This window comes from Reyranella sp., assembly GCF_044224635.1.
Lineage (GTDB): Bacteria > Pseudomonadota > Alphaproteobacteria > Reyranellales > Reyranellaceae > Reyranella.
Map to the genome: position 1 here is coordinate 20,517 of NZ_JBGAKA010000063.1, position 23,357 is coordinate 43,873.

A 23,357-nucleotide genomic window follows, 5' to 3' on the forward strand; every position below is an offset into this window, starting at 1 on the left:
GTGTGATGGGACACGAGCGCCGCATCATGCGCGATCGGGCCCTGCGGGTCATCGACTTTGCTGAAAGGGGTTGGGGGAATGATTGCTGGAAGGAGACTGTTTGCGCGAAGACGGGCCTTGTTCGCCATGGCCGCCGTGGCGGCGGCCTGGTCGTCCGGCGCTGCGGCACAATCGGCCGATCCGGCGGCCCTGCTCAAGACCCTGATGGACCTCGAGAAGGAGAGCTGGCAGTTCGTCAAGGACAAGAACATCGCCGGCATGAAGGACTACATGGCCGACGATGGGCTGCAGATCTTCAGCGACGGCACCCGCTTCGACAAGCCCCAGTTCCTGAAGTTCATGCCCGACTTCCGGCTCGACAGCATCGCCTACGACTCGGGCGGCGAGATCAAGGTCTGGATGCCCGATGTCGTGACGCTGTTCTATCGCGTGACCTACGCGAGCGGCGTCAAGGACGGCAAGGCGACGACCTGCAAGGTGATGTCGTCCAACACCTATGTCCGGCGCAGCGGCAGGTGGTGGAGCGTGCTCTATCAGGAGACCCCCGCACCATGAAGTTTCTGGTCATCCACGGTGCCGGCATGAACATGCGCGGCAAGTCGCAAGTGGAGATCTTCGGCCCGATGACCCTGCTCGAGTACGATGACAGAATCCGCGGCTTCGCCGCGAAGCTCGGCGTCGAGGTCGAGATATTCCATTCCAACATCGAGGGCGAGGTCATCAACCGCCTGTACGCGGCGCACGACGAAGGCTTCACCGGCGCCATCATCAATCCCGCGGGCTTCACGCGCGGCTATCCGGCGCTCGTCGCCGCCATCGGCAACGTCGGCTTCCCGACGGTCGAGGTCCATATCTCCAACCCGGCGCGGCGCGGCACGACGTCCGACGTGGCGACGGCCTGCCTGGGCACGGTGTCCGGCTTCGGCATCGCCGGCTATGCGCTCGCCCTGCGCGGGCTGCGCGACCGGGGCAACGGCTGACGGCATGTACCCCGGTCGACGATCAGCGCTTCGACAAGCTGCCGCTCGATGATCTGCTCGGTCGCGCCGACTACGTCATCTGCCTCGCCGTTGCCAACGAGGAGACCGACAACCTGATGAACGCGGCGGCGTTCGCCCGCATGAAGCCCGACGCCTTCTTCATCAACATGTCGCGCGGCAACCTCGTCGACGAAGCAGCGTTGACCAAAGCGCTGGCCGAGCGGCGCATCGCCGGCGCCGCCATGGACGTGGGACGGGCGCCGGACCGGATGCCGTCCCCGGAGCTGGCGCGGCTGCCGACAGTGATCTCCACCCCGCATATCGGCGGCTTGACGCCACCGGCCAGCGAAAGCCAGGCTTTCGATACGGTCCGGCAGGTCGAAGCGTTGGTGGAGGGAAAGGTGTCGCCTGGTGCTGTCAATCTGGCGAGCTGGACGCGCCGCGGTTAGGCATTGGATGGCCAGGGACCTCTCGGCTGTCGACGTGCACACTGACGACCTCGAGGACTACCGCGTCACCGAGACGGGCTGGTACGCCGTCGACGACGGCAACCGCGTCGTCCTCGGCCCCTTCGAGAGCCTCGCCGAGTGCGAGAGCGCGATCCGCGACCGTCAGCAGACGCTGAAGCGGCACTGACGCCCGTCTTTCTGTCATCCTGAGCGCAGCGAAGGATCTCATCGCCGGAACCACACTGCCGTTACGGCTGGCGATGAGATCCTTCGCTGCGCTCAGGATGCCCCCAGCGATGAACTTGGCCTCGATTCGCGAGAAGCGTTCAATCGAGATGCGCGCGGTCGACGTAGGGCCCGTCGATTGACGCCCAAGGATCGGTGTGTATAATACACACCATGAAGAGCGCGGATCTGATCCGCGAGCTGGTCGAGGCCGGCTGGATCCTGGATCGCGTGCGCGGCTCGCATCATGTCTTTCGACATCCCTCACGACCGGAAATAATTGTCGTGCCGCATCCGAAGAAGGACCTCGGCAAGGGACTGGTCGCGAAAATCCGCAAACAGGCAGGTCTGTGATGCGTTATCCAATCCTCATTGAAGAGGGGACCGATTCGACGGCATTCGGGGTCGTGGTTCCCGATCTGCCGGGCTGCTTCTCTGCCGGCGACACGCTCGACGAAGCGGTGGAGGCGGCCAAGGAGGCGGCAGCGGCGTGGATCGATGCGGCCTTGGACCGGGGAGTGTCCGTGCCGGCGCCGTCGAGTCTCCAGGCAGCCCGCAAGCTTCGCGGCTACAAGGGATGGGCGGTCGGGCTCATCGAGCTCGAGGATACGTACTTCGACGACACGGCCGAGAGGGTCAACATTACCCTGCCGAGACGGGTTCTGCAGAGGCTTGACGATATGGCTCGGGCTACAGGCCAAAGCCGCAGTGGGCTGATTGCCCAGCTGACCGTGTCATCCTCGACCAGTGGCAGGAGATCATCGACCGGCAAGACTTGATGGCCGTGAAGCGGACGTAGACTTCCTCCGCTGACCCCCGGACGTCACTCTCCTCCCCAGCGTCGCTGGGGAGGTGTCGCCGTCTTACGGCGACGGAGCGGTCATGAGCAGCGGGACTGGGGCCCATGACCCCTCCGCCCCCGATTACGGGGGCACCTCCCCAGCGTCGCTGGGGAGGAGAATGAAAGGCGCGCCCCCGGCAACGCTCTAGTTCCCCGGGCCGCGCTCCATCGAGAAGGGCTGCCAGCGCACCAGGCTCGACTTCTCGAGCACCGAGGGGTTGACGCAGGCGCGCGGCCATTTGCCGGACAGCACGAGCGAGAGCTCGGCGCCGACGCGGCGGCGGCGCGCCTTGTCGAAGCGGTCCGAGGCCGAGGCGACGTGGGCCGTCAGGGTGACGTTGTCCATGCCGAGCAGGGGGTTGTTGTGGCCGACCGGCTCGGTCTCGAGCACGTCGAGGCCGGCGCCGGCGATCCAGCCTTCCTGCAGGGCCTTGATCAGCGCCGCCTCGTCGACCGTCGAGCCGCGGCCGGTGTTCACGAACAGCGACGTCTTCTTCATCTGCCGGAAGTGCTTCTCCTTCAGCAGGTGGTGGGCGTCCTTGGTGCCTGGCGCGTGCATGCTGACGATATCGGAGCGCTGCATCAGCTCGTCGAGGCCGACCGGCTCGACGCCGTACTCCGCCATCACCAGCTCCTCGATGTAGGGATCGTAGGCCAGCATGTTGAAGCCGAACGGCGCGGCGCGCCTGGCGACCGCGCGCGCGACGTGGCCGAAGGCGACGAAGCCCAGCGTCATGCCGCGCAGGCGCGGGAACTGGTAGAGCATCGGCCGCGCCTTCGTCCATTCGCCCTTGCGCACCATCTGGTCCTGCACCACCAGGCGCCGCCAGCTCCCCAGGATCAGGGTCATGGCATGGTCGGCCACCTCCTCGATGAAGGTATCGGGGCAATTGGTGACCGGAATGCCGAGCCTGGTCGCCGCATCGACGTCGACCGAATCGACGCCGACGCTGCCCAGCGACACGACCTTGAGCTTGCGGCCCGCCTCGATCACCTTGGCGGTGATGCGCGGCCGGCCCTTGGCGTAGATGGCGTCGGCGTCGGCCACTGCCTTGGCGAGCTCGTCGTCGCCGCCGCTCACCTCGACGATCTCCGCGCCGATCGCGCTCAGGGTCTCCATTTCCAGCGAATGGTCGGTGCCGCCGGGGCCGGTCGTCACGATCTTGAAACGGCTCACGTGTTGTCTCCTCCGCGAATTTCGCGGCACTCTAGCGCAATCCGGCGCGGTTCCGCGCGCTCAATCACGGTGATCCGGCATGCAAGCGGTGAAGAATGTCCTGTTGATCGTGGTCGACCGGTGCGCGGCCCGATGCTGCCCAAGCTCGGCGCGACCTGCCTGAAGCTGCCCAACATCGACCGGCTGTGCGGCGAGGGCGTGACCTTCCGCAACCATTTCAGCCAATGTGCGCGGTGCGGGCCGGCGCGGGCCAGCCCTGCTGACCGGCCTCTCCCTGATGAACCCTCGCGCGGTGCAGAACACGGTTCCGCTCGATCCCCTCCGCCCCGCATGACGGGGCACCTCCCCAGCACAGCCGGGGAGGAGAATGAAAGGCGTGCTGCCATTGCGAATGCCGTGCAGCCTCGTCGCTGGCCGATTCCAGCCGGACGAAATGTGCTCTAGACTGACGGCATGAACGAGGGAACCTATCGCCGGCCCTCCGCCGGCCAGCATCCGCCCAACCGGTTCGATGCCTACAAGTCGACGCCCGGCCGCTCGCCCGGCAAGCCCGCGATCGTGCTGCCGCACAGCCTGTCGGAGATCACCGGCCCGCTGCTGCAGGGCGAGCGTCTCGATGCCCTGGAGAACGACCTGACGCGCCAGCGCATGGCCGAGCCGCTGGGCGAGCGCATCATCGTGCACGGGCGCGTGCTCGACGAGGACGGCAAGGCGGTGCCCAACGCCATGGTCGAGATCTGGCAGTGCAATGCCGCCGGCCGCTACCATCATCCCGGCGATCAGCACGACGCGCCGCTCGATCCGAATTTCTATGGCGGCGGTCGCGCCCGCGCCGATGCCGGGGGCAGCTATCGCTTCGTCACCATCAAGCCTGGCGCCTATCCGTGGAAGAACCATCACAATGCGTGGCGGCCGGCGCACATCCATTTCTCGCTGTTCGGGCCGGGCTTCGCCACGCGCCTGATCACCCAGATGTATTTCCCCAACGACCCGCTGCTGGCGTTCGATCCGATCTACAAGTCGGTGCCCGAAGGCGCGCGCGAGCGCCTGCAGGCCGCCTTCGACATGGACGCGACCCAACCCGAATGGGCGCTCGCCTACCGCTTCGACATCGTGCTGCGTGGCCGCGACGCCACGCCGATGGAGTAGCGCCATGAGCCGCGGGCTGACCCCGTCGCAGACCGTCGGGCCATTCTACTGGGGCACCTTGGTCAAGACTTGTCATGCCGAGCTGGCGGCGCCCGGCGTCGCCGGCGAGCGCGTCGCGCTCGCGCTGTCGCTGCACGACGTCGAGGGCGCCGTCGTGCCCGACGGCGTGCTCGAGATCTGGCAGGCCAACAGCCACGGCCGCTACAACCATCCCGACGATCGCCGCAACCTGCCGCTCGATGCCGGCTTCGAGGGCTTCGGCCGGGCCTCGACCGACGCCAAGGGCGTGGCGCGTTTTGGCACGGTGCGGCCGGGCCGCGTGCCGTGGCCCGCCGGCGGCCTGCAGGCCGCGCACGTCAACGTCTCGGTGTTCGCCCGCGGCGTTCTCAACCGTCTTGCGACACGACTCTATTTCGACGGCGACGCGGCGCTGGCCGAGGACCCGGTGCTCAACCTGGTCGAGCCGGCGCGCCGCGGCACCCTGATCGCCCGGCGCAACGGCGAGGGGGTCTGGCACCTGCCGATCCATCTCGGCGGCCCGCAGGAGACGGTGTTCTTCGACATTTAGGCGCTTGCCGGTCAGATCATGTCTTCCGGGCCGCGAGCGTCTCGCTCGCGCGGATTCATAAGCGAGCGAGACGCTCGCGGCCCGGGAGAACGAGACGCTCGCGGCCCGGAAGAATATGATCTCGTCCGTGGAAAACCGCGCTCGCTGGATTCGTCGTCCACGCTTGCACCGATCCGGCGCGCGACAACGGAGTTGGCCCCATGGCTGAGCCACCGATTTCCTATTCCGTCCTCGCGAACTCCACCTCTCTCGACTTCACGAGCTACCGCGGCAATGGAACGCTTCCTCCCACCGACCATTTGCACGACTCGTTTTCCTTCAACGTCGCGCTGGTGCTGGAGCGGGCGAACGATCCGACGGCCCTGCTGCAGGCCGATTGGGCATCGCGGCAGCAGCAACTGGCTGCGCTCGATCAGAACGGGACGTTGTGGTCGACCTATGGCGCGGATCCGGCCAGGTACCATGACGCGCGGACGGCACTGGCCGACATGGGCTTCATCCTGTTTCCCGAAGGCGCCGGCCACCAGTATGTCTCCTCCGCCGAGTCGCGCACGATCTGGCTGCACGTCGACAAGACGAATTTCACCACGCTGTTCGGACCCGATGCGGCCCTGCGCAGCGGGCACGACGAGTCGGGAAACCTGATCACGTTCTGGGAGGGCAACCTCAGCCTTCCCGACAGCCTGATCGCGGCCGGCGTCAAGGGCGTGATGTTCGACACGCCCCTGTTCGCGTCAGTGCTCGCCGATCCCGGCACAGGTGCCTTGGTAGACTTGCCGCAAGGTCCGCAAAGCGCCGGCAATGCGATTCCCCAGGTCGAGGGAATTTTTCCGAACGACCTCGCCGCCCTCTACGACTTTCCGTTCAACTCGGCCGCGACGCCCGATTGGTGGAAGACTGTCCAGACCGGACCGATCGGCCTGCTTGAACCCAACCTGGGAACCGCCCTGCCGTCGGGCTCGGACTCTTTCCGCGACCTCGCGGACACCTACCGACGTCGCGTCGGCCTCGATGCGCACGGCGATTACAGGGAAGTCGCGCCCGGCGGCGCGAGCGGCACGACGAGCGGCGAGCGCTCGCTCGACGTCGGCATCGCGACGACGGTCAGCCCCACGTCGCCGCTCGTTCTCTATGCCGGGTCAGGTACCGACTCGGACGCCCACTCCGCCGCCTACACGGCCTACCAGGCCGCCTTTTGGGACGACGTGAACAAGCCGCGGGTCGTCAGCTCGTCGTACAGGGACCACCCCCATATCGCGCCCGACTCGCCCTTCTACTTCGCCTACCGGGAACTCTTCGTCGATGCGGCGCTGCGCAATATCACGGCGGTCAATGCCGTGGGCGACGACGGCTCCGGCGACCAGCTCGCCAACGGGCTGACGAATGTCGATGTCAGCCACGCCAGTCCCTACAGCATCGTCGCCGGCGGGACGTCGCTCAGCTCCCTGCAGGCGGCGACCCTGGACCCGACGCTGCAGGCCATCGCGGCGGCAGCGACGGCCGGCGATCCGGCGACGATCTGGCAGCTCGTCGCCGGCGGCCTGACGGCGCTGCCGTCCTCGGCCGGGTCAGGCGCCGCCGACACCATCGCGAGGCTGATCGAAACCGTCTGGAACACGTATTTCGTCTTCGGAAACAATATCGTCGACAAGGAGAACAACGGCGGCGGCTACAACAACAATTTCACCAGCTCAGGCGGCGTGGATCCCAGCCGGCCGCAGCCGTCATACCAGACCGACTTCGGCCTCAACCTCGCAACTGCCGATCCGGACGCGTTGCCCGGGCGCGGCGTGCCGGACGTCTCGGCCCTCGCCGGCGGCAACCTGAAGTACAACGTCCCACTGTCGGACATGACGGGGTTGGGGCTCGGCGCCGGCACCAGCGCCGCCGCCCCGCTATGGGCGGCCCTGGTCGCGCAGTTCAACGCGATCTTCCAGGACCAGGGGCTGCCGCCCCTCGGCTACATGAACGACCTCCTCTACATCGCCGCCGCGGTTGCGCCGGCTGCCTTCAACGACGTGCAGCTCGGCAGCAACACGTCGTCGTTCAGGCTGGGGGGCCCGTATCGCACGCCGCCGGAGGACGGCAGCGATCCGACCCAGCACGTAACGCCGACGGGCTTCGGATACTCGGCCGGTCCCGGCTATGACCTGACGTCCGGCCTCGGCACGCCGAACGGGATCCTGCTCGGCCGCGCCCTGACGGCGATCGCGCATCGCCAGATGTCGTTCGCGACAAACCCCGATGTCGTCGAAATCCACGAATCCGGCCACCTCACGACGCCGGTGGCCGAAACCTTGCTGATCCAGGCGATGTCGGACAGCGCGATGTCGGTGGCCGTGCTTGCGGGATCGGACAGCCTGAGCTTCACCAGCACGCCGGCCGCTCCGTTCGCCTGGACCAGCCTGCTCGCCCAGCAGTCGCTGCAGCCCGACTTCGATCCCGGTCTGGCACGGATGTTCGACGTGCAGTCGCAGGGCGTGCTGGCGCAAACCGTTGCCGAGCACGGCGACCGGCTCGAGGTATCGATCGAGGGAACCGGCGCACGAGCGCCCCAGGTGGCTCTCACCAGCCCGTTCGGCTTCGTGGATTTCGTTTCGGCGACCGGGGACAGCGCCGTGCGCGTGGCGCGGCCGATTGCCGTGGCCGAGACCGCGGGCGGCCTCGATGACCAGCACGCGGTTGTCCGCATACGACAGAACGGCCAGGACAGCGTCGCGCTGAAGCTCTATCGGGTGGACGACTTCAACGGCACGATCGATGGCCTGCATCCGGGCGACGCGGGCTATCAGGCAGCAGTGCTGGCCCGCGCCTACCAGACCACGTCAGGCGCCACGTCGATCGACGGGCCGGGCTTCGGCAACTACGGGCAGACGGAACTCCGGCAGGTGAACGCAGGCGACCTGGTCGCCATGCAGCTCGTCAACAGGACCACCGGCAACACCTACTCGGCGTTCAGCCAGGCCAACGAGATCGTCGACGGCCAGCCCATCGGCCACCTCTGGAACTACGGCCTCAATACCTGGGGATGGGAAGACACGCGCGGCGGCGGCGACCGCGACTACAACGACCTGATCGTCGGCATCGACTTCACCAGCGCCTCCGGCAATGGCTGGCTCGTGTGAGCCTGCTGCCCGGCGACGGATCAGGCTCATGCTTCCCCTTCACCAGCCAAGCCGGCTTTCATCGAGCCGCGGGTTGGAATCTCCCTCTGGGCCATCCATCTTCGTGCTCGTTGCTACGGCTGCATCCAACGGGGGGCGTTTCAGAAAGGCGAACGTCCGGATTCCTCACGAGCTAGTCGACGGTGGCGCCCGACGCCTTGACGGCGCGCGCCCACTTGGCGCGCTCCGCTGTCAGGAACGCATCGAACTGCTCGGGCGTGCCGGCGCGCACATCGACGCCGCGTTCGCCGAGACCCTTGCTCAAATCGGCCGAGCGCAGGGCGCGATCGATCTCCACGTTCAGCCGTCCGACGATCGCGGCCGGCGTCCCGGTCGGCGCCAGCACGCCGTAGAACACGCTGTACTCGAAGCCTGGCAATCCCGATTCGGAAAGTGTCGGGACATCCGGCAATGACGATAGCCGTTGCGGCGCGGTGACGGCCAAGGCCTTGAGCTTGCCGCTCTCGATCAGCGGCAGGGCGGCGGGCAGCGAGGCGAAGTGCAGGTCGACCTGCCCGCCCACCAGGTCGATCATCACCGGCCCGGCACCCTTGTAGGGCACGTGCACCATGTCGACGCCGATCGCGCGCCGCCACATCTCGCCGACCAGGTGACCGACCGTGCCGTTGCCCGACGAGGCGAAGGTGAGCTGGCGGCGCTTTGCGGTGTCGATCAGCGCCGCCAGCGTGTCGCCCGGTGCGCTGGCCGCCACCACGAGGACCAGGGGGACGGTGCCGACCAGCGCCACCGGCACGACGTCCCTGGCCGGATCGAACGGCAGCTTGCTGTAGAGCGAGGGGTTGATGGCGAGGTTGCTCGATTCGCCCATGACGATGGTGTAGCCGTCGGGCGTCGCCTTGGCCGCGAGATCGAGGCCGAGATTGCCGCCGGCGCCGGGCCGGTTGTCGATGACGAAGTGCCAGTGCAGCAGCTCGCCGAGCTTGTTGGCGAGCAGGCGGGCCAGCGAATCGGTGCCGCCGCCGGGCGGGCTGGGCACGATGAAGCGGATCGGCTTGTCCGGCCACGTCTGTGCCTGGGCTGGCAGCCAGCCGCTGCACAGGGCCGCGGCGGCGATCAGGTTGGCAAAGATTCGCGGCATGGCGTGCTCCAGTTGGGACGTGTCGCCAGGATGTCGGCCAGCGCGTCGACCGCGGCATCGACCGACGCTTCGTCGACCTGGGAATGGGTGACGAAGCGGATGCGGTTTTTTCCGCGCGACAGCGTCAGCACGTCCCGCGCGCCGAGATCGCGCGCGATGTCGTCGGCGTCGTCGACATGGCAGTTCACGATGTTGGTCTGCACGCGGTCGGCGTCGACCAGGCGGGCATCGATCGCGGCGAGGCCGCAAGCGAGCCGGCGGGCCAGCGCATGGTCGCGCCGGTGGGCCGGGTAGGGATCGTCGAGGGCCACGAGCGCCGGCGCCGCGATCAGGCCGGCCTGGCGCATGCCGCCGCCCAACATGCGCACGGCGCGGCGTGCCTTGCGCATGAAAGCGGCGTCGCCCGCCAGGATCGCGCCGACCGGCCCGCCGAGGCCCTTGCACAACGCGAACCACAGCGAGTCGACGGGACGGCACAGCGCGCCGATCGGCACCTCGAGATGGGCGGCGGCATTGAACAGCCGGGCGCCGTCGAGATGCACCGGGATGCCGGCGCGGCGCGCCACGTCGTGGATGGCCGCCATGGTCTCGACCGGCATCACCGTTCCGCCGGCAGCGTTGTGCGTGTTCTCGAGGCAGACCAGCCGGGTCGGCGCCACGGCCGGGTTGGCCGATCCGCGGATCGCCGCCTCGATGCTGGCCGGCGCGAGGATGCCGTGCCGGCCCTTGACCGGCCGCGCGACGGCGCCGGCAACGACCGACAGCCCGCCGCCCTCCGAGTTGTAGAGATGCGCCGCCTCCTCGACGATGACCTCGCCGCCGCGGCAGTCGTGCGCGAGCAGCGCGGCGAGATTGGCCATCGTGCCCGATGGCACGAACAGGGCGTCATCCTTGCCCGTGATCTCGCGCGCGCAGCGTTCGAGGTCCGCCACCGTGGGATCGTCGCCGCGCGCGGCGTCACCCAGGCGGGCGGCGGCGATCGCGGCCATCATGGCGGGCGAGGGCAGGGTGACGGTATCGCTGCGGAAATCGTGGAGGGGCATCGGACCAGTTGCTCGGGCGCCGCCGATGCTAGCGGTTGAGGAGACCAGGAAAATCGATATGTTTTCATTTCAAAAGTGAGAATCACTTATGAATCTGTCGGCTCTTTCAACCCTGGTCGCCATCCTCGACCGCGGCAGCTTCGTCGCCGCGGCGCGCGAGGTCGGCTGCACGCCGAGCGCCGTCAGCCTGCAGGCCAGGCAGCTCGAGGCGTGGTTCGGCCGGCCGCTGTTCGATCGCTCGGCGCGATCGGTCAAGCCGACGCCGTTCGCCCTCGAGGCGGCGTCGGTGGCGCGCGACATTGCCGCCAGGCTGGAAGCGCTCCGGCTGCGTCCCGCGACGGCCATCTCGGGCCGCGTCCGGCTGGGTGCCATCGCCACCGTCCAGAGCGGCCTGCTGCCGCCGGCCCTGCGCACGCTGCGCGACCGTCACCCCGGCCTCGACGTCGAGATCGTCCTCGAGGACTCCGACCGCCTGCTGCTCGAGCTCAAGGCCGGGCGCCTCGACGCCGCTGTGCTGGTGCGGCCATCGGCCGGCGGATCGTCGCGCCTGGCCTGGCGCGACCTGCAGAAGCAGCCGTTCGTGCTGCTGGCGCCGCCCGGCACGTCGGGCGAGTCGCCCGCCGACCTGCTGCGGCGCTTCGACCTGATCCAGTACGACCCGGCGCTGACCGGCGGCCGCATGGCGGCGCTGCATGCCCGCAAGCTCTGCCCCGAGGCGCGGCGCGCGATGGAGATCCGCTCGATCGACGCCATCGTCGCCATGGTCTCGGCTGGGCTCGGCGTGTCGATCGTGCCGCGCCCGCGCACCGCCCTGCTCGCCGCCCACGGTGTGCGCGAGGTGGCGCTCGGCAAGACCGGCCCGGTCCGCCGCATCGCCTTCGTCCAGCGCCGCAACGATCTCGGCAACCGCAACCTGGACGCCGTGTTTCGCGCCTTTGGCAGGCCTTAGAGCCTGCGGTGCCGAAGGCCCATCCTGCCAGTCGGCAACGGCTCGTCGGCGCGTTGGGCCGTGCTCGCGGCCTCGAACTCGGCAAGGGCCGCGGCCTCGCGAATGCCGGGTATGTTCTTGAGGATCGTGGTGCCCGGATAGCAGTATGGGTCCGCGATGGCATCGTAGTCGGCAGGCCTAGCGGGACTTGCCATACTTTTGATTGATCGCCTTGCGGCGTTCCTCGGCCGAGAGCCCCTTCCGGTCGAATTCACGGAAGTCGGTCTCCATCGTCGCCGTTGTGTGAATGCCCTCGACCGCGTCGATCTTGGCAAAAGCACTCCTGCCGATCACATAGCCTTCGCCACGCGCCGTGACGATCTGATAGCGGGGAGCTTCATAAGCCTAATCTAGCATGGCTGCCGAGAGGCTCCCACCGTCGCGGCGGCCGTCGCCGCCGCTCCGCGCCTTTGTCTCGGCGCGCGCGACATGCGCGCGACATGGTGCACCACGTCCGACCACAGCGCGATCGCGTGGTCTTCCTGTGAGAGGTTGCCGTTGTACTGGAGCACCTCGCCATTGTCGTTGTCGGTCACCAAAATCGTGGTGGTGCCGTCGACCGTGCGGCGCTTGCGCCTGCAGTGGCGGTCGTAGGCCTAGCTCGCGATGTTTCCGGCGCCGCTGGCCGTACTCGAAGGTGGTGACGCGGCCCTCGGCATCGGTGGTGCGGGCCAGGCGGTCGAGGATGTCGTAGGCCCAGGTGGTCACCCCAGGTGGTCACGTTGCCGTTGGCGTCGGTGGCGCCGGCCTGCTTGCCGGTCGGCGTCCAGGTGGCGCTGGTGGTGCTCAGCACCGTGCCGGCGCTGCTCTGGCGAGCCTGCAGCAGCCGGCCGTCGGCATCGTAGCTGTTGGTGGTGACGCTGCCGCCGGGCGCCGCCGGGGTGGCGGCGGTCGTGGTCTCGACCGGCCGGCGCGCGAGATCGAAGGTCGCGCGGGTGGTGTTGCCGTTGGGATCGGTGATCGCGATCACGTCGCCCCAGGCGTTGGACGGTCTTGTCGTTGCGCGTCGCCCTGGTGACGTTGCTGTTGAGGTCGTACTCGTAGGAGATGCTGTTGCCCGCCGGGAGAGACGTCTTGGTCGGCCGATCGCGACCGTCATAGTCCGTGGCGGTCCGGAGGTTCAGGCCGTCCAGGTCCTGGATGTCGAGCCGCGTTCTGCCGCGTGCTGTGGTGTAGAGCACGTGCCGCGTGCCCTTTGGGTCGACCTCCTCGCTGCGCGTGCCGGCGAAGAAATACTGCCAGGTTCCGCCATTGGCATCGGTCTTCGATCCGGCTCGATTCGTGTGCCACAGTCGACGCAGCGGATCGGGAAGGGTCCTCCACAGGCGTTGCGGCGCTGCAAAACTTGCTTCCATCCGAAACGTCGGCCTTGCAGCTGGGACGATGGTCACGTTGGCGTCGGCGGCGCTGGCCTGCTTGCCGGTCGGCGTCCAGGTGGCGCTGATGGTGCGCAGCACCGTGCCGGCACTGCTCTGGCGGGCCTGCAGCAGCCTGCTGTCGGCATAGGTGTTGGTGGTGACGACACCGCCGGGCGTCCCGCCGGGGCGGCGGCGGTCGTGGTCGTGGTGACGGGCCGCTATGGGTCCTCGTGCCGCCTGTCACCCGATCCCCCACCCCGCCAACCTACTGAGCCGCCTACACTCCGCCAAGCCCGTGCCTGCCGCCGTTACCGACTGCAACGGCTTCGCCAAAAGCTGCCCTTACGACCGGAAGCATCGGGTCACCATCAGTCAACCATTCGGCCGAGATTCGCTTCACGAACCCTTCACAAGATGTCGGCCAGTCACATTTTCGAAGCAGCTCAGCATTTTCGTCTAGCACGCGTTTCAGGCCACCGAGATGATAAGCATAAACCGCACCAGATTTGATGCACGTTTGATCTGGCAGAAAGACAGTGCAAATTCCACCGACCTGCTCAACTAAGGATTTGTACTGATCAACATCGAGTTTTAGCAGAGTCTTTATCGTCCTAATGGGCAAATAGCTTACTGGCTTCTCTTCTCCGATATTAAGGTGCTCGTCTAGGATATTCCGCGCGTCATCTGTGAGGTCAGCATCAACAAAGAGACGAGACATAATTAATCCTCTGGCTTAATCGGGATGTAAATCTTTATACCATTTTCAAGCAAAATCGGCGGGCCGCCGTTCTTTAAGCGATTATTACATGTTGGGCAGAGAGGATACACAACTCCCCCGGTGGGAGCGCCGCAGAGTACGTTTTGACAATACAGGGTTGGAGAACCTGAGCTTCGATTGTTACCAGCCACTCGAACTATATCATCTTCTGGCCTAGCAGGGAATTGAGTGGTGCTTTGATTTGGCTGCCTTGACATGAGTGGTTCTACACCCAATAGACTAGCGGCAATCTGCGCGTTATGGCCTTGCCGGTTTACATCGCTCTGAAAAGGGGAACCAGTTACACTTGGAGCTTCTCCAGAGTCGATGATCGCTGCTCTCAGGGGCGTAGAGCCCGCTGGGGACGAATTTCCTAAACTTGAAGGTACTCCCGAGACTAAAGGTTCTAGCAGTCCAGGTTGCAGCCATGCAGTGGGTCCGACGCCAGCGGACCCGACGTAGCTGTTGATGGGGACTAGACTTCCGCCGCTACTCCACGCACCACTCCCAAAATTGTCCGCAACCAATCCAGTAGGATCAACCAAGTTCAGCGGATCGTTGTTGACGTAGTTGTATAGGCTTGCACCGTTGGAATAGCCAATCGGATCCGCCTGGAGGAATCGACCAAGTGAGGCAGAATAGTGCCTCGCGCGGTAGTAGTAGATCCCCCCGGCCTCCGCATCGAAGCGCTGTCCCGTGAAACCAAATAGCACCGGCGGAACAGGGCTGCCACCGTATGGGTGATATATGCTCTTAGTGAGCGTTCCCGCCATGTTGAACGTCGCCACCACCGAGCCCAGAAGGTCAGGAACGAAACTAAAGCGCGTCCCGCCCGGCACGTTCATCTGGCTCAGCACGTCGTTCGGCCCGAGCGCGTAGGCGTACCAGCGCAGGATGGCGCCGCTGCTGCCATCATACTCCAGCACTTCGCGGTTGTCGGTGTCGGTCACCGAGATCGTGGTGGTGCCATTGACCGTGCGGCTCTTGCGCCGGCCGCGGCCGTCGTAGGCGTAGCTGGCGGTGTTGCCGGCACCGCTGGCCGAGACCAGCCGGTTCTCGGCATCGTAGCCGTAGGTATAGGTGCCGTCACCGGTCAGGTTGCCGTTGGCGCCGTAGCTCGGCGTCAGGCCGCTGACCGCGCTGTACTGATTGAGCGCGTTGGCCGTGTAGCTGGTGGTGCTGGGTGCGCCCGTCGGATAGGCGAGCCAGGTGTTGTCGTCGACGGTCTGGCCGATGCGCCGGTTGGTCCTGTCGTAGCTGTGGCCGAAGGTCACCAGCGGGCCGGCGGCCGGTGCCGTCACCGCCGGGGCCGGGTCCCAGGCGATCCCGGTCGGCCGGTTGAGGGCGTCGTAGGTGAAGGTCGTGGCATAGGTGACGGTGCTGCCGGTCGGCGACACCGCCGGCACGATCGCCGCGCTGTTGTCGCCGACGCTGGTCAGCCGGCCGGCGAGGTCGTAGCTGTAGCTGATCGTCTGGCCGCCGGGGACCGACTTCATGATCAACCGGTTCAGCCCGTCGTAGTCGAACGTAAAATTCTGGTCGGCGCGCGATTTGCGCGCGACGATGTTGCCGTCGTTGTCGTAGGTGTTGCCGTCGTTGTCGTAGGTGAAGGTCTCGGTGGTGGCCGCCTGGGGTGGGGAAGGGGCGGCAGCGGCGGGATAGCCGATCGTGACCAGCCGGTCGAAGTCGTCGTAGGTGAAGCCCGTGGTGTTGGTGTTGGTGTTGGCGTCGGTCAGGCTGGCCCGGAGGCCATTGGGCGTATAGGTCTGGCTGACCAGCGCGGCCGACTGGATGGCCAGGTTGTAGGTCGCGGTGGGCCGGCCGACGTTATCGTATTCGTAGGTGGTGACGCGGCCCTCGGCATCGGTGGTGCGGGCCAGGCGGTCGAGGACGTCGTAGGCGAAGGTGGTCACGTTGCCGTTGGCGTCGGTGGCGCTGGCCTGCTGGCCGGTCGGCGTCCAGGTGGCGCTGGTGGTGCGCAGCACCGTGCCGGCGCTGCTCTGGCGGGCCTGCAGCAGCCGGCCGTCGGCGTCGTAGGTGCTGGTCGTGACGACACCGCCGGGTGCCGCCGGGGTGGCGGCGGTCGTGGTCTCAACCGGCCGGCGCGCGAGATCGAAGGTTGCGCGGGTGACATTGCCGTTGGGGTCGGTGATCGCGATCACGTCGCCTCAGGCGTTGTAGGCATAGGCGGTGGTGCGGTTGAGCCGGCCGGTGCCGGCATCCTCGACGGTCGACAGGCGATTGCCGAGCTCGTCGTAGGTGTGGCGCGTGACCATGCCGACTGGGTCGGTGACGGTGAGCGGCAGACCAGCCCCGATCCAGGTATAGCTCGTGGTCGCCTTGGGCGTGCCGGTGCTGTTGGCGACCACGGACAGCAGGTTGCCGGCGCCATCGTAGGCGAGGGTCGTCACCAGCCCACGCGGGTCGGTGATCCGGATCGGCTTGTTGAAAGTCGGATCGTAGACTGCCGAGGTCAGCAGGGTCTTCACCGGGTCGGGCAGGACCTTGTCGTTCCGCGTCATTTCGATGACGTTGCTGTTGATGTCGTACTTGTAGGAGATGCTGTTGACCGCTGGGAGATACGTCTTCGTCGGCCGATCGAATCATAGTCCGTGGCGGTCTGGAGGTTCGGATGCTCTGGGGCGCTGCCCAGCGATGCGGACCTGGCCAGTAGTACGCACAAAGAGCGTTCCAAGAACTATGGCTTAATATAATCTTCTGGGCGAACAAGCTCATCGATTGTAACGTGTTCAAGTCTTCGCCGTGCTTCTACACAATCTTGCCTGACCTCAGGATTTTCCTCAACTGCTCTGCCATACCAGTATTTTGCAGCATGAAGGTCTCCAATCAACTCATAGCACTCACCTAGTCGCTTTCCGAGATAACCTCCATCAAGCGACTCGTCTCCATCTGACATAAATAGATATATGCGGATAGCGTCGTTTGCACGGCCTTCTCGTATTAGTTCCGAGGCGCGCCTCTCTAGTACATTGAAATCGTATCGCATCGCCAATATCCTCAAATTAGAGCCATTGTACATTGCCTAGGGAGATAGCGGAATGTGAATGTTAGGGCCGCTGGGAACTTCAAGGTTTATATGCGGTCCTTGCCCACGTAGATACTGGCCGGGAAGTAGATCGAATCGCAATATCAGGCCGTTCGGAAATATGAACTGAGAGGCGCCCTTTTGGGTCGTGACCAGCCTAGCAGGCTGCTGAAAAAGTCGCTTCTGACGGGCGATAGGGTATTCTTTGGCAGTTCGAGGCGGAGTTGAGTGTCGATGCGTGGTTCGGACGAGCGAACGGGAACATTGTTCTCCTACGTGGATGTTGAGGATCGTGTACCGTCAAACCATCCATTGCGATCGATCCGGACGATCGTGAACGATGTGCTCGAAGGTCTCAACGGGGAGTTTGCAAGGATCTACTCGGACAAGGGGCGTCCATCGATCGCACCGGAGCGGCTGCTGCGGGCGTTGCTGCTGCAGGCGTTTTACACGATCCGCTCGGAACGTCAGCTGATGGAGCAGCTCGACTACAATCTGCTGTACCGATGGTTTGTCGGGTTGGGCGTGGATGAGGCGGTGTGGGTACCGACGGTGTTCACGAAGAACCGCGACCGGCTGTTGGAGGCCGATGTTGCGCGCAAGTTCCTGGCTGAGCTGCTCAATCACGAACGAGTACGCAAGCTTCTGTCGGATGAGCACTTCTCAGTAGACGGGACGCAGGTTCAGGCCTGGGCGTCGATGAAGAGCTTCCGGGCCAAGGACGGCTCGGACGAACCACCTGGCCCGGGCCGCAATGGCGAACGCAGCTTCCATGGCGAGAAGCGCAGCAACGAGACCCATGCCTCGACGACCGATCCGGAGGCGCAACTGCATCGCAAGGGGGCGGGCAAGGAAGCTAAGCTGGCTTTCCTGGGGCATGCGCTGATGGAGAACCGCAACGGGCTGATCGTCGAAGCCGACCTGACGCAGGCCAATGGCCTGGCGGAACGTCAGGCGGCGCAGGTAATGATCGCACGCCACGCGCCGGATGCACGACGCCTCACGCTCGGCGCCGACAAGGCCTACGACACGCGCGACTTCGTTGCCGACCTGCGGCAGCTGAACGTCACGCCGCACGTGGCGCAGAACGACACCAATCGGCGCTCGGCCATCGACGGACGCACCACGCGGCATTGCGGCTATGCGGTAAGCCAGCGGAAGAGAAAGCGCATCGAAGAATCGTTCGGCTGGGGCAAGACGATCGGAGGGTTGGCTCGGCCTATGCTTCGAGGCGTCGACAAGCTTCGCTTCAAGTTCACGCTGACCATGGCGAGCTACAACCTGATCCGAATACCAAAGCTGCTTGCGGCAGCAACCTAAAGGTGTAACCTTTCATACTATGATTACCTCAGATTACAATCGCTCGATTGAGGGGGCACTGTCGCTCCTGCCATCCTCGCCCAAACGGCGGTCGGCAAGGCGAAACGCACTTCTGCCGCCGCGATTTTCAGCAGCCTGCTAGGGGCGCCTCCCCCCAGTATCAACAGATCCGAGGCGATGTCTGCGACTTGAACGGGTCTAGCTTCAGCTTGGCTGTCGGGGGACGACAACGAGCTGGCAGATGGCCCTCTCGCGACGCCCAGATCCGGACGCATCGCCTGAGGGTTGCCTCCACCATCAAGAGCAGAATTAACTGCAACCGGCACCAGACTTCTCTGCGCTGGATCTCCGATCCCAGTCATGCCCGACCGAAGCGGGCTCGCTGGGGGCATCCCCCCAAAACCAGAAGATTCCCCCATGCCTTCTATTGGTGCAGCTGGGAACCATGCAGTGGGTCCAACGCCAGCGGAACCGAAGTAGGAGTTGGTAGGGACTAAACTACCGCCGTTACCCCCAAAACCGCCCCCAGGGTTGTCCGAAGCCAATCCGGTAGGGTCAATCAAGTTCAGTGGATTGTTGTTGACATAGCTGTATAAATTTGAGCCGTTGGAATAGCCAATTGGATCGGCTTGGAGGAATCGACCAAGCGAGGCAGAATAATGCCTCGCGCGGTAGTAATAGCTCCCGCCGGCCTCTGCGTCGATGCGCTGCCCCGTGAAGCCAAATGGCACCGGTGGAACAGGGCTGCCACCGTATGGGTGATATGTGCTCTTGGTGAGCGTTCCCGCCATGTTGAACGTCGCCACCACCGAGCCCAGAAGGTCAGGAACGAAACCAGAGCGCGTCCCGCCCGGCACGTTCATCTGGTTCAGGACATCGTTCGGTCCGAGCGCGTAGGCGTACCAGCGCAGGATGGCACCGTTGCTGCCATCGTACTCCAGCACCTCGCGGTTGTCGGCGTCGGTCACCGAGATTGTCGTTGTGCCATTGACCGTGCGGCGCTTGCGCCGGCCGCGGCCGTCGTAGGCGTAGCTGGCGATGTTGCTGGCGCCGCTGGCCGAGACCAGCCGGTTCTCGGAATCGTAGCCGTAGGTGTAGGTGCCGTCGCCGGTCAGGTTGCCGTTGGCGCTGTAGCTCGGCGTCAGGCTGGTGACGGCGCTGTACTGGTTGAGCTCGTTGGCCGTGTAGCTGGTGGTGCTGGGCGCCCCCGTCGGATAGGCGAGCCAGGTGTTGTCGGTGACGGTCTGGCCGATGCGCCGGTTGGTCCTGTCGTAGCCGTGCTCGAAGGTCACCAGCGGGCCGGCGGCCGGTGCCGTCACCGCAGGCGCCGGGTCCCAGACGACCCCGGTCGGCCGGTTGAGGGCGTCGTAGGTGAAGGTCGTGGCATAGGCGACGGTGCTGCCGGTCGGCGACACCGCCGGCACGATCGCGGCACTGTTGTCGCCGACGCTGGTCAGCCGGCCGGCGAGGTCGTAGCTGTAGCTGATCGTCTGGCCGCCGGGGACCGACTTCATGATCAGCCGGTTCAGCCCGTCGTAGTCGAACGTAAAATTCTGGTCGGCGCGCGACTTGCGCGCGACGATGTTGCCGTCATTGTCGTAGGTGAAGGTCTCGGTGGTGGCCGCCTGGGGTGGGGATGGAGCGTCCGTGGCGGGATATTTGGTCGTGGTCAGCCGGTCGAAGTCGTCGTAGGTGAAGTCGGTCTTGTTGCTCTTGGCGTCGGTCAGGCTGGCCCTGAGGCCGTTGGGCGTATAGGTCTGGCTGACCAGCGCGGCCGACTGGATGGCCAGGTTGTAGGTCGCGGTGGGCCGGCCGACGTTGTCGTATTCGAAGGTGGTGACCCGGCCCTCGGCATCGGTGGTGCGGGCCAGGCGGTCGAGGATGTCGTAGGCCCAGGTGGTCACGTTGCCGTTGGCGTCGGTGGCGCTGGCCTGCTGGTCGCGGTGGGCCGGCCGACGTTGTCGTATTCGAAGGTGGTGACCCGGCCCTCGGCATCGGTGGTGCGGGCCAGGCGGTCGAGGATGTCGTAGGCCCAGGTGGTCACGTTGCCGTTGGCGTCGGTGGCGCTGGCCTGCTGGCCGGTCGGCGTCCAGGTGGCGCTGGTGGTGCGCAGCACCGTGCCGGCGCTGCTCTGGCGGGCCTGCAGCAGCCTGCCGTCGGCATCGTAGCTGTTGGTGGTGACGACACCGCCGGGCGCCGCCGGGGTGGCGGCGGTCGTGGTCTCGACCGGGCGACGCGCGAGGTCGAAGGTCGCGCGGGCGATGTTGCCGTTGGGGTCGGTGGTCGCGATCACGTCGCCCCAGGCGTTGTAGGCATAGGCGGTGGTGCGGTTGAGCCGGCCGGTGCCGGCATCCTCGACGGTCGACAGGCGATTGCCGAGCTCGTCATAGCTGTAGCGCGTGACGGTGCCGACCGGGTCGGTGACGGTGAGGGGCAAGCCGGCCCCGGTCCAGGCATAGCTCGTGGTTGCCTTGGGCGAGCCGGCGCTGTTGGCGACCACGGACAGCAGGTTGCCGGCGCCATCGTAGGCGAGGGCCGTCACCAGCCCGCGCGGGTCGGTGATCTGGATCGGCTTGTTGAAGGTCGGATCGTAGATCGCCGAGGTCACCAGGGTCTTCACCGGGGTGGGGACGGTCTTGTCGTTGCGCGTCGCCCTGGTGACGTTGCTGTTGAGGTCGTACTCGTAGGAGATGCTGTTGCCCGCCGGGAGAGACGTCTTGGTCGGCCGATCGAGGCCGTCATGGGTTGTGGTGGTCCGCAGGTTCAGGCCGTCCAGGTCCTGGATGTCGAGCCGCGTTCTGCCGCGCGGTGTGGTGTAGAGCACGTGCCGCGTGCCCTTGGGGTCGACCTCCTCGCTGCGCGTGCCGGCGAAGAAATACTGCCAGGCTCCGCCATTGGCATCGGTCTGGGTCATCACCCGGCCCAGCGAATCGTAGCTGCTGGTGACGAACGCCGTACTGGGGAAGGAGGGGTTGACGACCGTCGTGAGCTGACCCGCGGCCGCGTAGGCATAGCTCGTCAGGTTGCCCAGCGTATCGGTGAACCCGATGAGATTGCCCGACGGGTCGTAGGTGTAGGAAACGCTGCGGCCGGAATCGTCCTGCACCCGGGTCAACAGATCGGAGTCGTAGGTGAACGTCAGCTGGCGGCGAAAATCGTTGGTGACGCTGACCAGCTTCGCGGGCGATCCGGCATAGGTCAGGGTGGCCGTCGTCCCAGCCGCGTTGCGCCACAGGTCTTCCTGTGGGAGGCCTCCCGCAACAGCGCTACCTCAGACACCCCTGAGGCCGGACTCTTTCCGTGGAGCCGCTTACCGCCCGATCAGTGGCGACGGGGCTGCGCCTGCTCTTTCTACACGAAGGGCACCATTGCTCTCGCATGCAACAATTTCCCCGTCCCAATGATGAAGACTCCATTGAGTGTCGGGTATCTCCTTCGAGGGCCATATTTCAAGGCGGGCATTCAGGTCAAAATGGAAGATCCAGGAGTGCGGGAGAGTTCCTATGCCAGTCGAAGCCAACCGTTGGCCGTCGAGATCAGCAAGACACTCTTCAATTGAGGAACTCCTTGCGGTGCTGTATTCGAGAATCCCGGAGTCGGTTGTCAGTCGCCAGTAACCATATTCAATCCAAAAGTGCCAATCGCCGGTGACGAACACTCTCCGCCGCTTCAGTGCTTGGAGGATCCTCTCACTATGGCCAAGGCGGGGCGAAATCGGCTCCCTGATGGATAGATGCGGTTCTCCGAATTCCATCGTAATTGAGGTTCCCACTCCTCGGCGGACAGACCAGACAATTTGGCCGATGAGTGGTTTCCAGACTTCCCCAATATCGCTCATTTGCTGACCTCAAGGTGTCGCCTGTGGAATCTATCGCCGACCAGGTGTGCCAAACATCTCAATCGCTATCACTTTTATCTCGTGATAGGAGTACCCTCGACCTGTAATCTCGTCGTGCAGTTGCCGCTGCTGAACCTTAGTCAAGCCTAGCTCAACCACAATGTCTCGGACTTGCTTGTTCTCGCGTTGATTGTCTCCAGCGAGCGTGAAGCCACTATCAGTATTGGTTGGGCTACCTGAGGGAAGAGTGACTGTCGGCGTCACGGGAACCACCGATGTCGATGGCGTTACCGTACCCGAGGGCACAGACGAGGTTGAAGGCACAGGTGCCGACCATGAACTCGGGCCGGCGCCGGCAGTGCCGAAGTCGCCGCTTCTCGGATTCAAACCTCCTGATCCAGTACTAAGGTCGATTGGACTCAGGCTGCCGCTATTCCAGCCGCTGTCGTTCCGGCCTCCGCCACTGGCGGCATCCGCTGCCAATCCCGTCGGATCAGTGGCATTGAGAGGATCGTTTCCGACGTAGGCGTACAGGTTAGCGCCACTACGATACCCAGTTGGGTCGGTTTGATGGAATCGACCGAGTGCAGTCGAATAGTGCCGCGCCCGATAGTAATAGAGTTTGCCGGATTCAGACTCCAAACGCTGGCCGGTGTAGCCAAACGGGCTCGCGGCGGCAGCACTACCGCCATAGGCCAAGTAAGCAGCCTTCACGAGTGTCCCGGCCGAACTGTACGTGGCGATGACCGATCCCTGAATGTCGGGCAGGAACACCGAGCGCGTCCCGCCCGGCACGTTCGTCTGGTTCAGGACGTCGTTGGGTCCAACTCCATAGGCATACCATCGCAGGATGGCGCCGTTGCTGCCATCATACTCCAGCACTTCGCGGTTGTCGGCGTCGGTGACCGAGATCGTGGTGGTGCCATTGACCGTGCGGCGCTTGCGCCAGCCGCGCCCGTCGTAGGCGTAGCTGGCGATGTTGCCGGCGCCGGTGGCCGAGACCAGCCGATTCTCGGCATCGTAGCCGTAGGTATAGGTGCCATCGCCGGTCAGGTTGCCGTTGGCGCTGTAGCTCGGCGTCAGGCCGGTGACGGCGCTGTACTGGTTGAGCTCGTTGGCCGTGTAGCTGGTGGTGCTGGGCGCCCCCGTCGGATAGGCGAGCCAGGTGTTGTCGGTGACGGTCTGGCCGATCCTCCGGTTGGTCCTGTCGTAGCTGTGGCCGAAGGTCACCAGCGGGCCGGCCGCCGGTGCGGTCACCGCCGGGGCCGGATCCCAGGCGACCGCGGTCGGCCGGTTGAGGGCGTCGTAGGTGAAGGTCGTGGCATAGGTGACGGTGCTGCCGGTCGGCGACACCG

25 protein-coding genes are annotated in these 23,357 nt (G+C 65.4%); 12 read left to right on the forward strand and 13 right to left on the reverse strand.

Features of this window, described 5'->3' with window-relative positions; translation table 11 throughout:
• Positions 1 to 126: 126 nt before the first annotated feature.
• The 6 genes from ACILR9_RS34045 to ACILR9_RS34070 all read left to right on the forward strand — a co-directional run bounded on the left by ACILR9_RS34045 (position 127) and on the right by ACILR9_RS34070 (position 2,433).
• Entirely contained in the window at positions 127 to 555 is a 429-nt protein-coding gene (locus ACILR9_RS34045; protein ID WP_395714458.1) for a nuclear transport factor 2 family protein, read from the forward strand.
• Complete coding sequence (locus ACILR9_RS34050) at positions 552 to 980, forward strand: type II 3-dehydroquinate dehydratase (protein WP_395714439.1); 429 nt, start codon at positions 552 to 554, stop codon at positions 978 to 980. The genes ACILR9_RS34045 and ACILR9_RS34050 overlap by 4 nt, the downstream gene beginning before the upstream one ends.
• Positions 977 to 1,429, forward strand: coding sequence for an NAD(P)-dependent oxidoreductase (locus ACILR9_RS34055; protein ID WP_395714459.1), 453 nt, complete (start codon positions 977 to 979; stop codon positions 1,427 to 1,429). The genes ACILR9_RS34050 and ACILR9_RS34055 overlap by 4 nt, the downstream gene beginning before the upstream one ends.
• Before the next feature lie 7 nt (positions 1,430 to 1,436).
• Positions 1,437 to 1,616 (forward strand): hypothetical protein, encoded by a 180-nt coding sequence (locus ACILR9_RS34060; RefSeq protein ID WP_395714440.1) that lies wholly within the window; start codon positions 1,437 to 1,439, stop codon positions 1,614 to 1,616.
• Positions 1,617 to 1,828: 212 nt separating this feature from the next.
• Positions 1,829 to 2,008, forward strand: coding sequence for a type II toxin-antitoxin system HicA family toxin (locus tag ACILR9_RS34065; RefSeq protein ID WP_395714441.1), 180 nt, complete (start codon positions 1,829 to 1,831; stop codon positions 2,006 to 2,008).
• Positions 2,008 to 2,433: a type II toxin-antitoxin system HicB family antitoxin gene (locus tag ACILR9_RS34070; RefSeq protein ID WP_395714442.1), complete on the forward strand. Its 426-nt coding sequence runs from the start codon at positions 2,008 to 2,010 to the stop codon at positions 2,431 to 2,433. The genes ACILR9_RS34065 and ACILR9_RS34070 overlap by 1 nt, the downstream gene beginning before the upstream one ends.
• A gap of 207 nt (positions 2,434 to 2,640) precedes the next feature.
• Here the strand turns inward: ACILR9_RS34070 and ACILR9_RS34075 are convergent, their stop codons facing one another.
• The gene (locus ACILR9_RS34075; protein ID WP_395714443.1) at positions 2,641 to 3,672 is read right to left on the reverse strand and encodes a C-terminal binding protein; all 1,032 of its coding nucleotides are present in this window, start codon (positions 3,670 to 3,672) and stop codon (positions 2,641 to 2,643) included.
• Between the two features lie 453 nt (positions 3,673 to 4,125).
• Between ACILR9_RS34075 and pcaH the strand changes: the two genes are divergently transcribed.
• The 3 genes from pcaH (at position 4,126) to ACILR9_RS34090 (ending at position 8,514) form a co-directional block, all read left to right on the forward strand.
• Positions 4,126 to 4,821 (forward strand): protocatechuate 3,4-dioxygenase subunit beta, encoded by a 696-nt coding sequence (gene pcaH / locus ACILR9_RS34080; protein WP_395714444.1) that lies wholly within the window; start codon positions 4,126 to 4,128, stop codon positions 4,819 to 4,821.
• Between the two features lie 4 nt (positions 4,822 to 4,825).
• Complete coding sequence (pcaG, locus tag ACILR9_RS34085) at positions 4,826 to 5,389, forward strand: protocatechuate 3,4-dioxygenase subunit alpha (protein WP_395714445.1); 564 nt, start codon at positions 4,826 to 4,828, stop codon at positions 5,387 to 5,389.
• Positions 5,390 to 5,589: 200 nt separating this feature from the next.
• Complete coding sequence (locus tag ACILR9_RS34090) at positions 5,590 to 8,514, forward strand: hypothetical protein (protein WP_395714446.1); 2,925 nt, start codon at positions 5,590 to 5,592, stop codon at positions 8,512 to 8,514.
• A gap of 172 nt (positions 8,515 to 8,686) precedes the next feature.
• Here the strand turns inward: ACILR9_RS34090 and ACILR9_RS34095 are convergent, their stop codons facing one another.
• Both ACILR9_RS34095 and ACILR9_RS34100 read right to left on the reverse strand, forming a co-directional pair.
• On the reverse strand, positions 8,687 to 9,652 hold the full coding sequence (locus ACILR9_RS34095) for a Bug family tripartite tricarboxylate transporter substrate binding protein (RefSeq protein WP_395714447.1): 966 nt from the start codon (positions 9,650 to 9,652) through the stop codon (positions 8,687 to 8,689).
• Positions 9,628 to 10,695, reverse strand: a complete 1,068-nt coding sequence (locus ACILR9_RS34100; RefSeq protein WP_395714448.1) for a threonine aldolase family protein — start codon at positions 10,693 to 10,695, stop codon at positions 9,628 to 9,630. Before ACILR9_RS34100 ends, ACILR9_RS34095 begins: the two co-directional genes overlap by 25 nt.
• Before the next feature lie 88 nt (positions 10,696 to 10,783).
• Between ACILR9_RS34100 and ACILR9_RS34105 the strand changes: the two genes are divergently transcribed.
• Positions 10,784 to 11,644 carry a LysR family transcriptional regulator gene (locus tag ACILR9_RS34105; RefSeq protein ID WP_395714449.1) on the forward strand — a complete coding sequence of 287 codons (861 nt, stop codon included), beginning with the start codon at positions 10,784 to 10,786 and terminating at the stop codon, positions 11,642 to 11,644.
• Here ACILR9_RS34105 and ACILR9_RS34110 read toward each other — a convergent pair.
• The 4 genes from ACILR9_RS34110 to ACILR9_RS38410 are packed head-to-tail and all read right to left on the reverse strand — an operon-like array spanning position 11,641 to position 12,653.
• Positions 11,641 to 11,838 carry a hypothetical protein gene (locus ACILR9_RS34110; RefSeq protein WP_395714450.1) on the reverse strand — a complete coding sequence of 66 codons (198 nt, stop codon included), beginning with the start codon at positions 11,836 to 11,838 and terminating at the stop codon, positions 11,641 to 11,643. The two genes, ACILR9_RS34105 and ACILR9_RS34110, sit on opposite strands and share 4 nt — an antisense overlap.
• Positions 11,822 to 11,977 (reverse strand): hypothetical protein, encoded by a 156-nt coding sequence (locus ACILR9_RS34115; RefSeq protein ID WP_395714451.1) that lies wholly within the window; start codon positions 11,975 to 11,977, stop codon positions 11,822 to 11,824. Before ACILR9_RS34115 ends, ACILR9_RS34110 begins: the two co-directional genes overlap by 17 nt.
• Positions 11,978 to 12,033: 56 nt before the next feature.
• Positions 12,034 to 12,219, reverse strand: a complete 186-nt coding sequence (locus ACILR9_RS34120; protein ID WP_395714461.1) for a hypothetical protein — start codon at positions 12,217 to 12,219, stop codon at positions 12,034 to 12,036.
• Positions 12,216 to 12,653: a hypothetical protein gene (locus tag ACILR9_RS38410; RefSeq protein WP_407075383.1), complete on the reverse strand. Its 438-nt coding sequence runs from the start codon at positions 12,651 to 12,653 to the stop codon at positions 12,216 to 12,218. Before ACILR9_RS38410 ends, ACILR9_RS34120 begins: the two co-directional genes overlap by 4 nt.
• Positions 12,654 to 13,066: 413 nt before the next feature.
• Here ACILR9_RS38410 and ACILR9_RS34135 point away from each other — a divergent pair, with 413 nt between their 5' ends.
• A complete protein-coding gene (locus ACILR9_RS34135) occupies positions 13,067 to 13,189 on the forward strand; it encodes a hypothetical protein (RefSeq protein WP_395714462.1) in 123 nt (40 codons plus the stop codon).
• 129 nt (positions 13,190 to 13,318) lie between these two features.
• Here ACILR9_RS34135 and ACILR9_RS34140 read toward each other — a convergent pair whose 3' ends face one another.
• The 3 genes from ACILR9_RS34140 to ACILR9_RS34150 are packed head-to-tail and all read right to left on the reverse strand — an operon-like array spanning position 13,319 to position 16,320.
• The gene (locus ACILR9_RS34140; RefSeq protein ID WP_395714452.1) at positions 13,319 to 13,759 is read right to left on the reverse strand and encodes a hypothetical protein; all 441 of its coding nucleotides are present in this window, start codon (positions 13,757 to 13,759) and stop codon (positions 13,319 to 13,321) included.
• 2 nt (positions 13,760 to 13,761) lie between these two features.
• On the reverse strand, positions 13,762 to 15,960 hold the full coding sequence (locus tag ACILR9_RS34145) for an RHS repeat-associated core domain-containing protein (protein ID WP_395714453.1): 2,199 nt from the start codon (positions 15,958 to 15,960) through the stop codon (positions 13,762 to 13,764).
• A gap of 6 nt (positions 15,961 to 15,966) precedes the next feature.
• Entirely contained in the window at positions 15,967 to 16,320 is a 354-nt protein-coding gene (locus tag ACILR9_RS34150; RefSeq protein ID WP_395714454.1) for a hypothetical protein, read from the reverse strand.
• Positions 16,321 to 17,078: 758 nt separating this feature from the next.
• On the opposite strand from ACILR9_RS34150, the gene ACILR9_RS34155 reads away from it, so the two are divergent.
• Entirely contained in the window at positions 17,079 to 18,164 is a 1,086-nt protein-coding gene (locus tag ACILR9_RS34155) for an IS5 family transposase (protein WP_395714455.1), read from the forward strand.
• A 23-nt stretch (positions 18,165 to 18,187) separates the two neighbouring features.
• Here the strand turns inward: ACILR9_RS34155 and ACILR9_RS34160 are convergent, their stop codons facing one another.
• From ACILR9_RS34160 to ACILR9_RS34170, 3 genes are all read right to left on the reverse strand, one after another.
• Positions 18,188 to 20,068 carry an RHS repeat-associated core domain-containing protein gene (locus ACILR9_RS34160; RefSeq protein ID WP_395714456.1) on the reverse strand — a complete coding sequence of 627 codons (1,881 nt, stop codon included), beginning with the start codon at positions 20,066 to 20,068 and terminating at the stop codon, positions 18,188 to 18,190.
• Positions 20,065 to 21,279, reverse strand: a complete 1,215-nt coding sequence (locus tag ACILR9_RS34165; protein WP_407075384.1) for a hypothetical protein — start codon at positions 21,277 to 21,279, stop codon at positions 20,065 to 20,067. Before ACILR9_RS34165 ends, ACILR9_RS34160 begins: the two co-directional genes overlap by 4 nt.
• A 753-nt stretch (positions 21,280 to 22,032) precedes the next feature.
• On the reverse strand, positions 22,033 to 23,357 hold a 1,325-nt coding region (locus ACILR9_RS34170), incomplete at its 5' end, for an RHS repeat-associated core domain-containing protein (protein ID WP_395714457.1).

Coding starts and splice junctions, on each gene's coding strand:
- ACILR9_RS34095 (WP_395714447.1), bottom strand. CDS start 9,652: ATGCCGCGAATCTTTGCCAACCTGATCGCCGCCGCGGCCCTGTGCAGC.
- pcaG (WP_395714445.1), top strand. CDS start 4,826: ATGAGCCGCGGGCTGACCCCGTCGCAGACCGTCGGGCCATTCTACTGG.
- ACILR9_RS34090 (WP_395714446.1), top strand. CDS start 5,590: ATGGCTGAGCCACCGATTTCCTATTCCGTCCTCGCGAACTCCACCTCT.
- ACILR9_RS34105 (WP_395714449.1), top strand. CDS start 10,784: ATGAATCTGTCGGCTCTTTCAACCCTGGTCGCCATCCTCGACCGCGGC.
- ACILR9_RS34135 (WP_395714462.1), top strand. CDS start 13,067: ATGGTCACGTTGGCGTCGGCGGCGCTGGCCTGCTTGCCGGTCGGCGTC.
- ACILR9_RS34110 (WP_395714450.1), bottom strand. CDS start 11,838: ATGGCAAGTCCCGCTAGGCCTGCCGACTACGATGCCATCGCGGACCCA.
- ACILR9_RS34060 (WP_395714440.1), top strand. CDS start 1,437: ATGGCCAGGGACCTCTCGGCTGTCGACGTGCACACTGACGACCTCGAG.
- ACILR9_RS34140 (WP_395714452.1), bottom strand. CDS start 13,759: ATGTCTCGTCTCTTTGTTGATGCTGACCTCACAGATGACGCGCGGAAT.
- ACILR9_RS34045 (WP_395714458.1), top strand. CDS start 127: ATGGCCGCCGTGGCGGCGGCCTGGTCGTCCGGCGCTGCGGCACAATCG.
- ACILR9_RS34100 (WP_395714448.1), bottom strand. CDS start 10,695: ATGCCCCTCCACGATTTCCGCAGCGATACCGTCACCCTGCCCTCGCCC.
- ACILR9_RS34065 (WP_395714441.1), top strand. CDS start 1,829: ATGAAGAGCGCGGATCTGATCCGCGAGCTGGTCGAGGCCGGCTGGATC.
- pcaH (WP_395714444.1), top strand. CDS start 4,126: ATGAACGAGGGAACCTATCGCCGGCCCTCCGCCGGCCAGCATCCGCCC.
- ACILR9_RS34050 (WP_395714439.1), top strand. CDS start 552: ATGAAGTTTCTGGTCATCCACGGTGCCGGCATGAACATGCGCGGCAAG.
- ACILR9_RS34070 (WP_395714442.1), top strand. CDS start 2,008: ATGCGTTATCCAATCCTCATTGAAGAGGGGACCGATTCGACGGCATTC.
- ACILR9_RS34150 (WP_395714454.1), bottom strand. CDS start 16,320: ATGACGCGGAACGACAAGGTCCTGCCCGACCCGGTGAAGACCCTGCTG.
- ACILR9_RS34155 (WP_395714455.1), top strand. CDS start 17,079: ATGCGTGGTTCGGACGAGCGAACGGGAACATTGTTCTCCTACGTGGAT.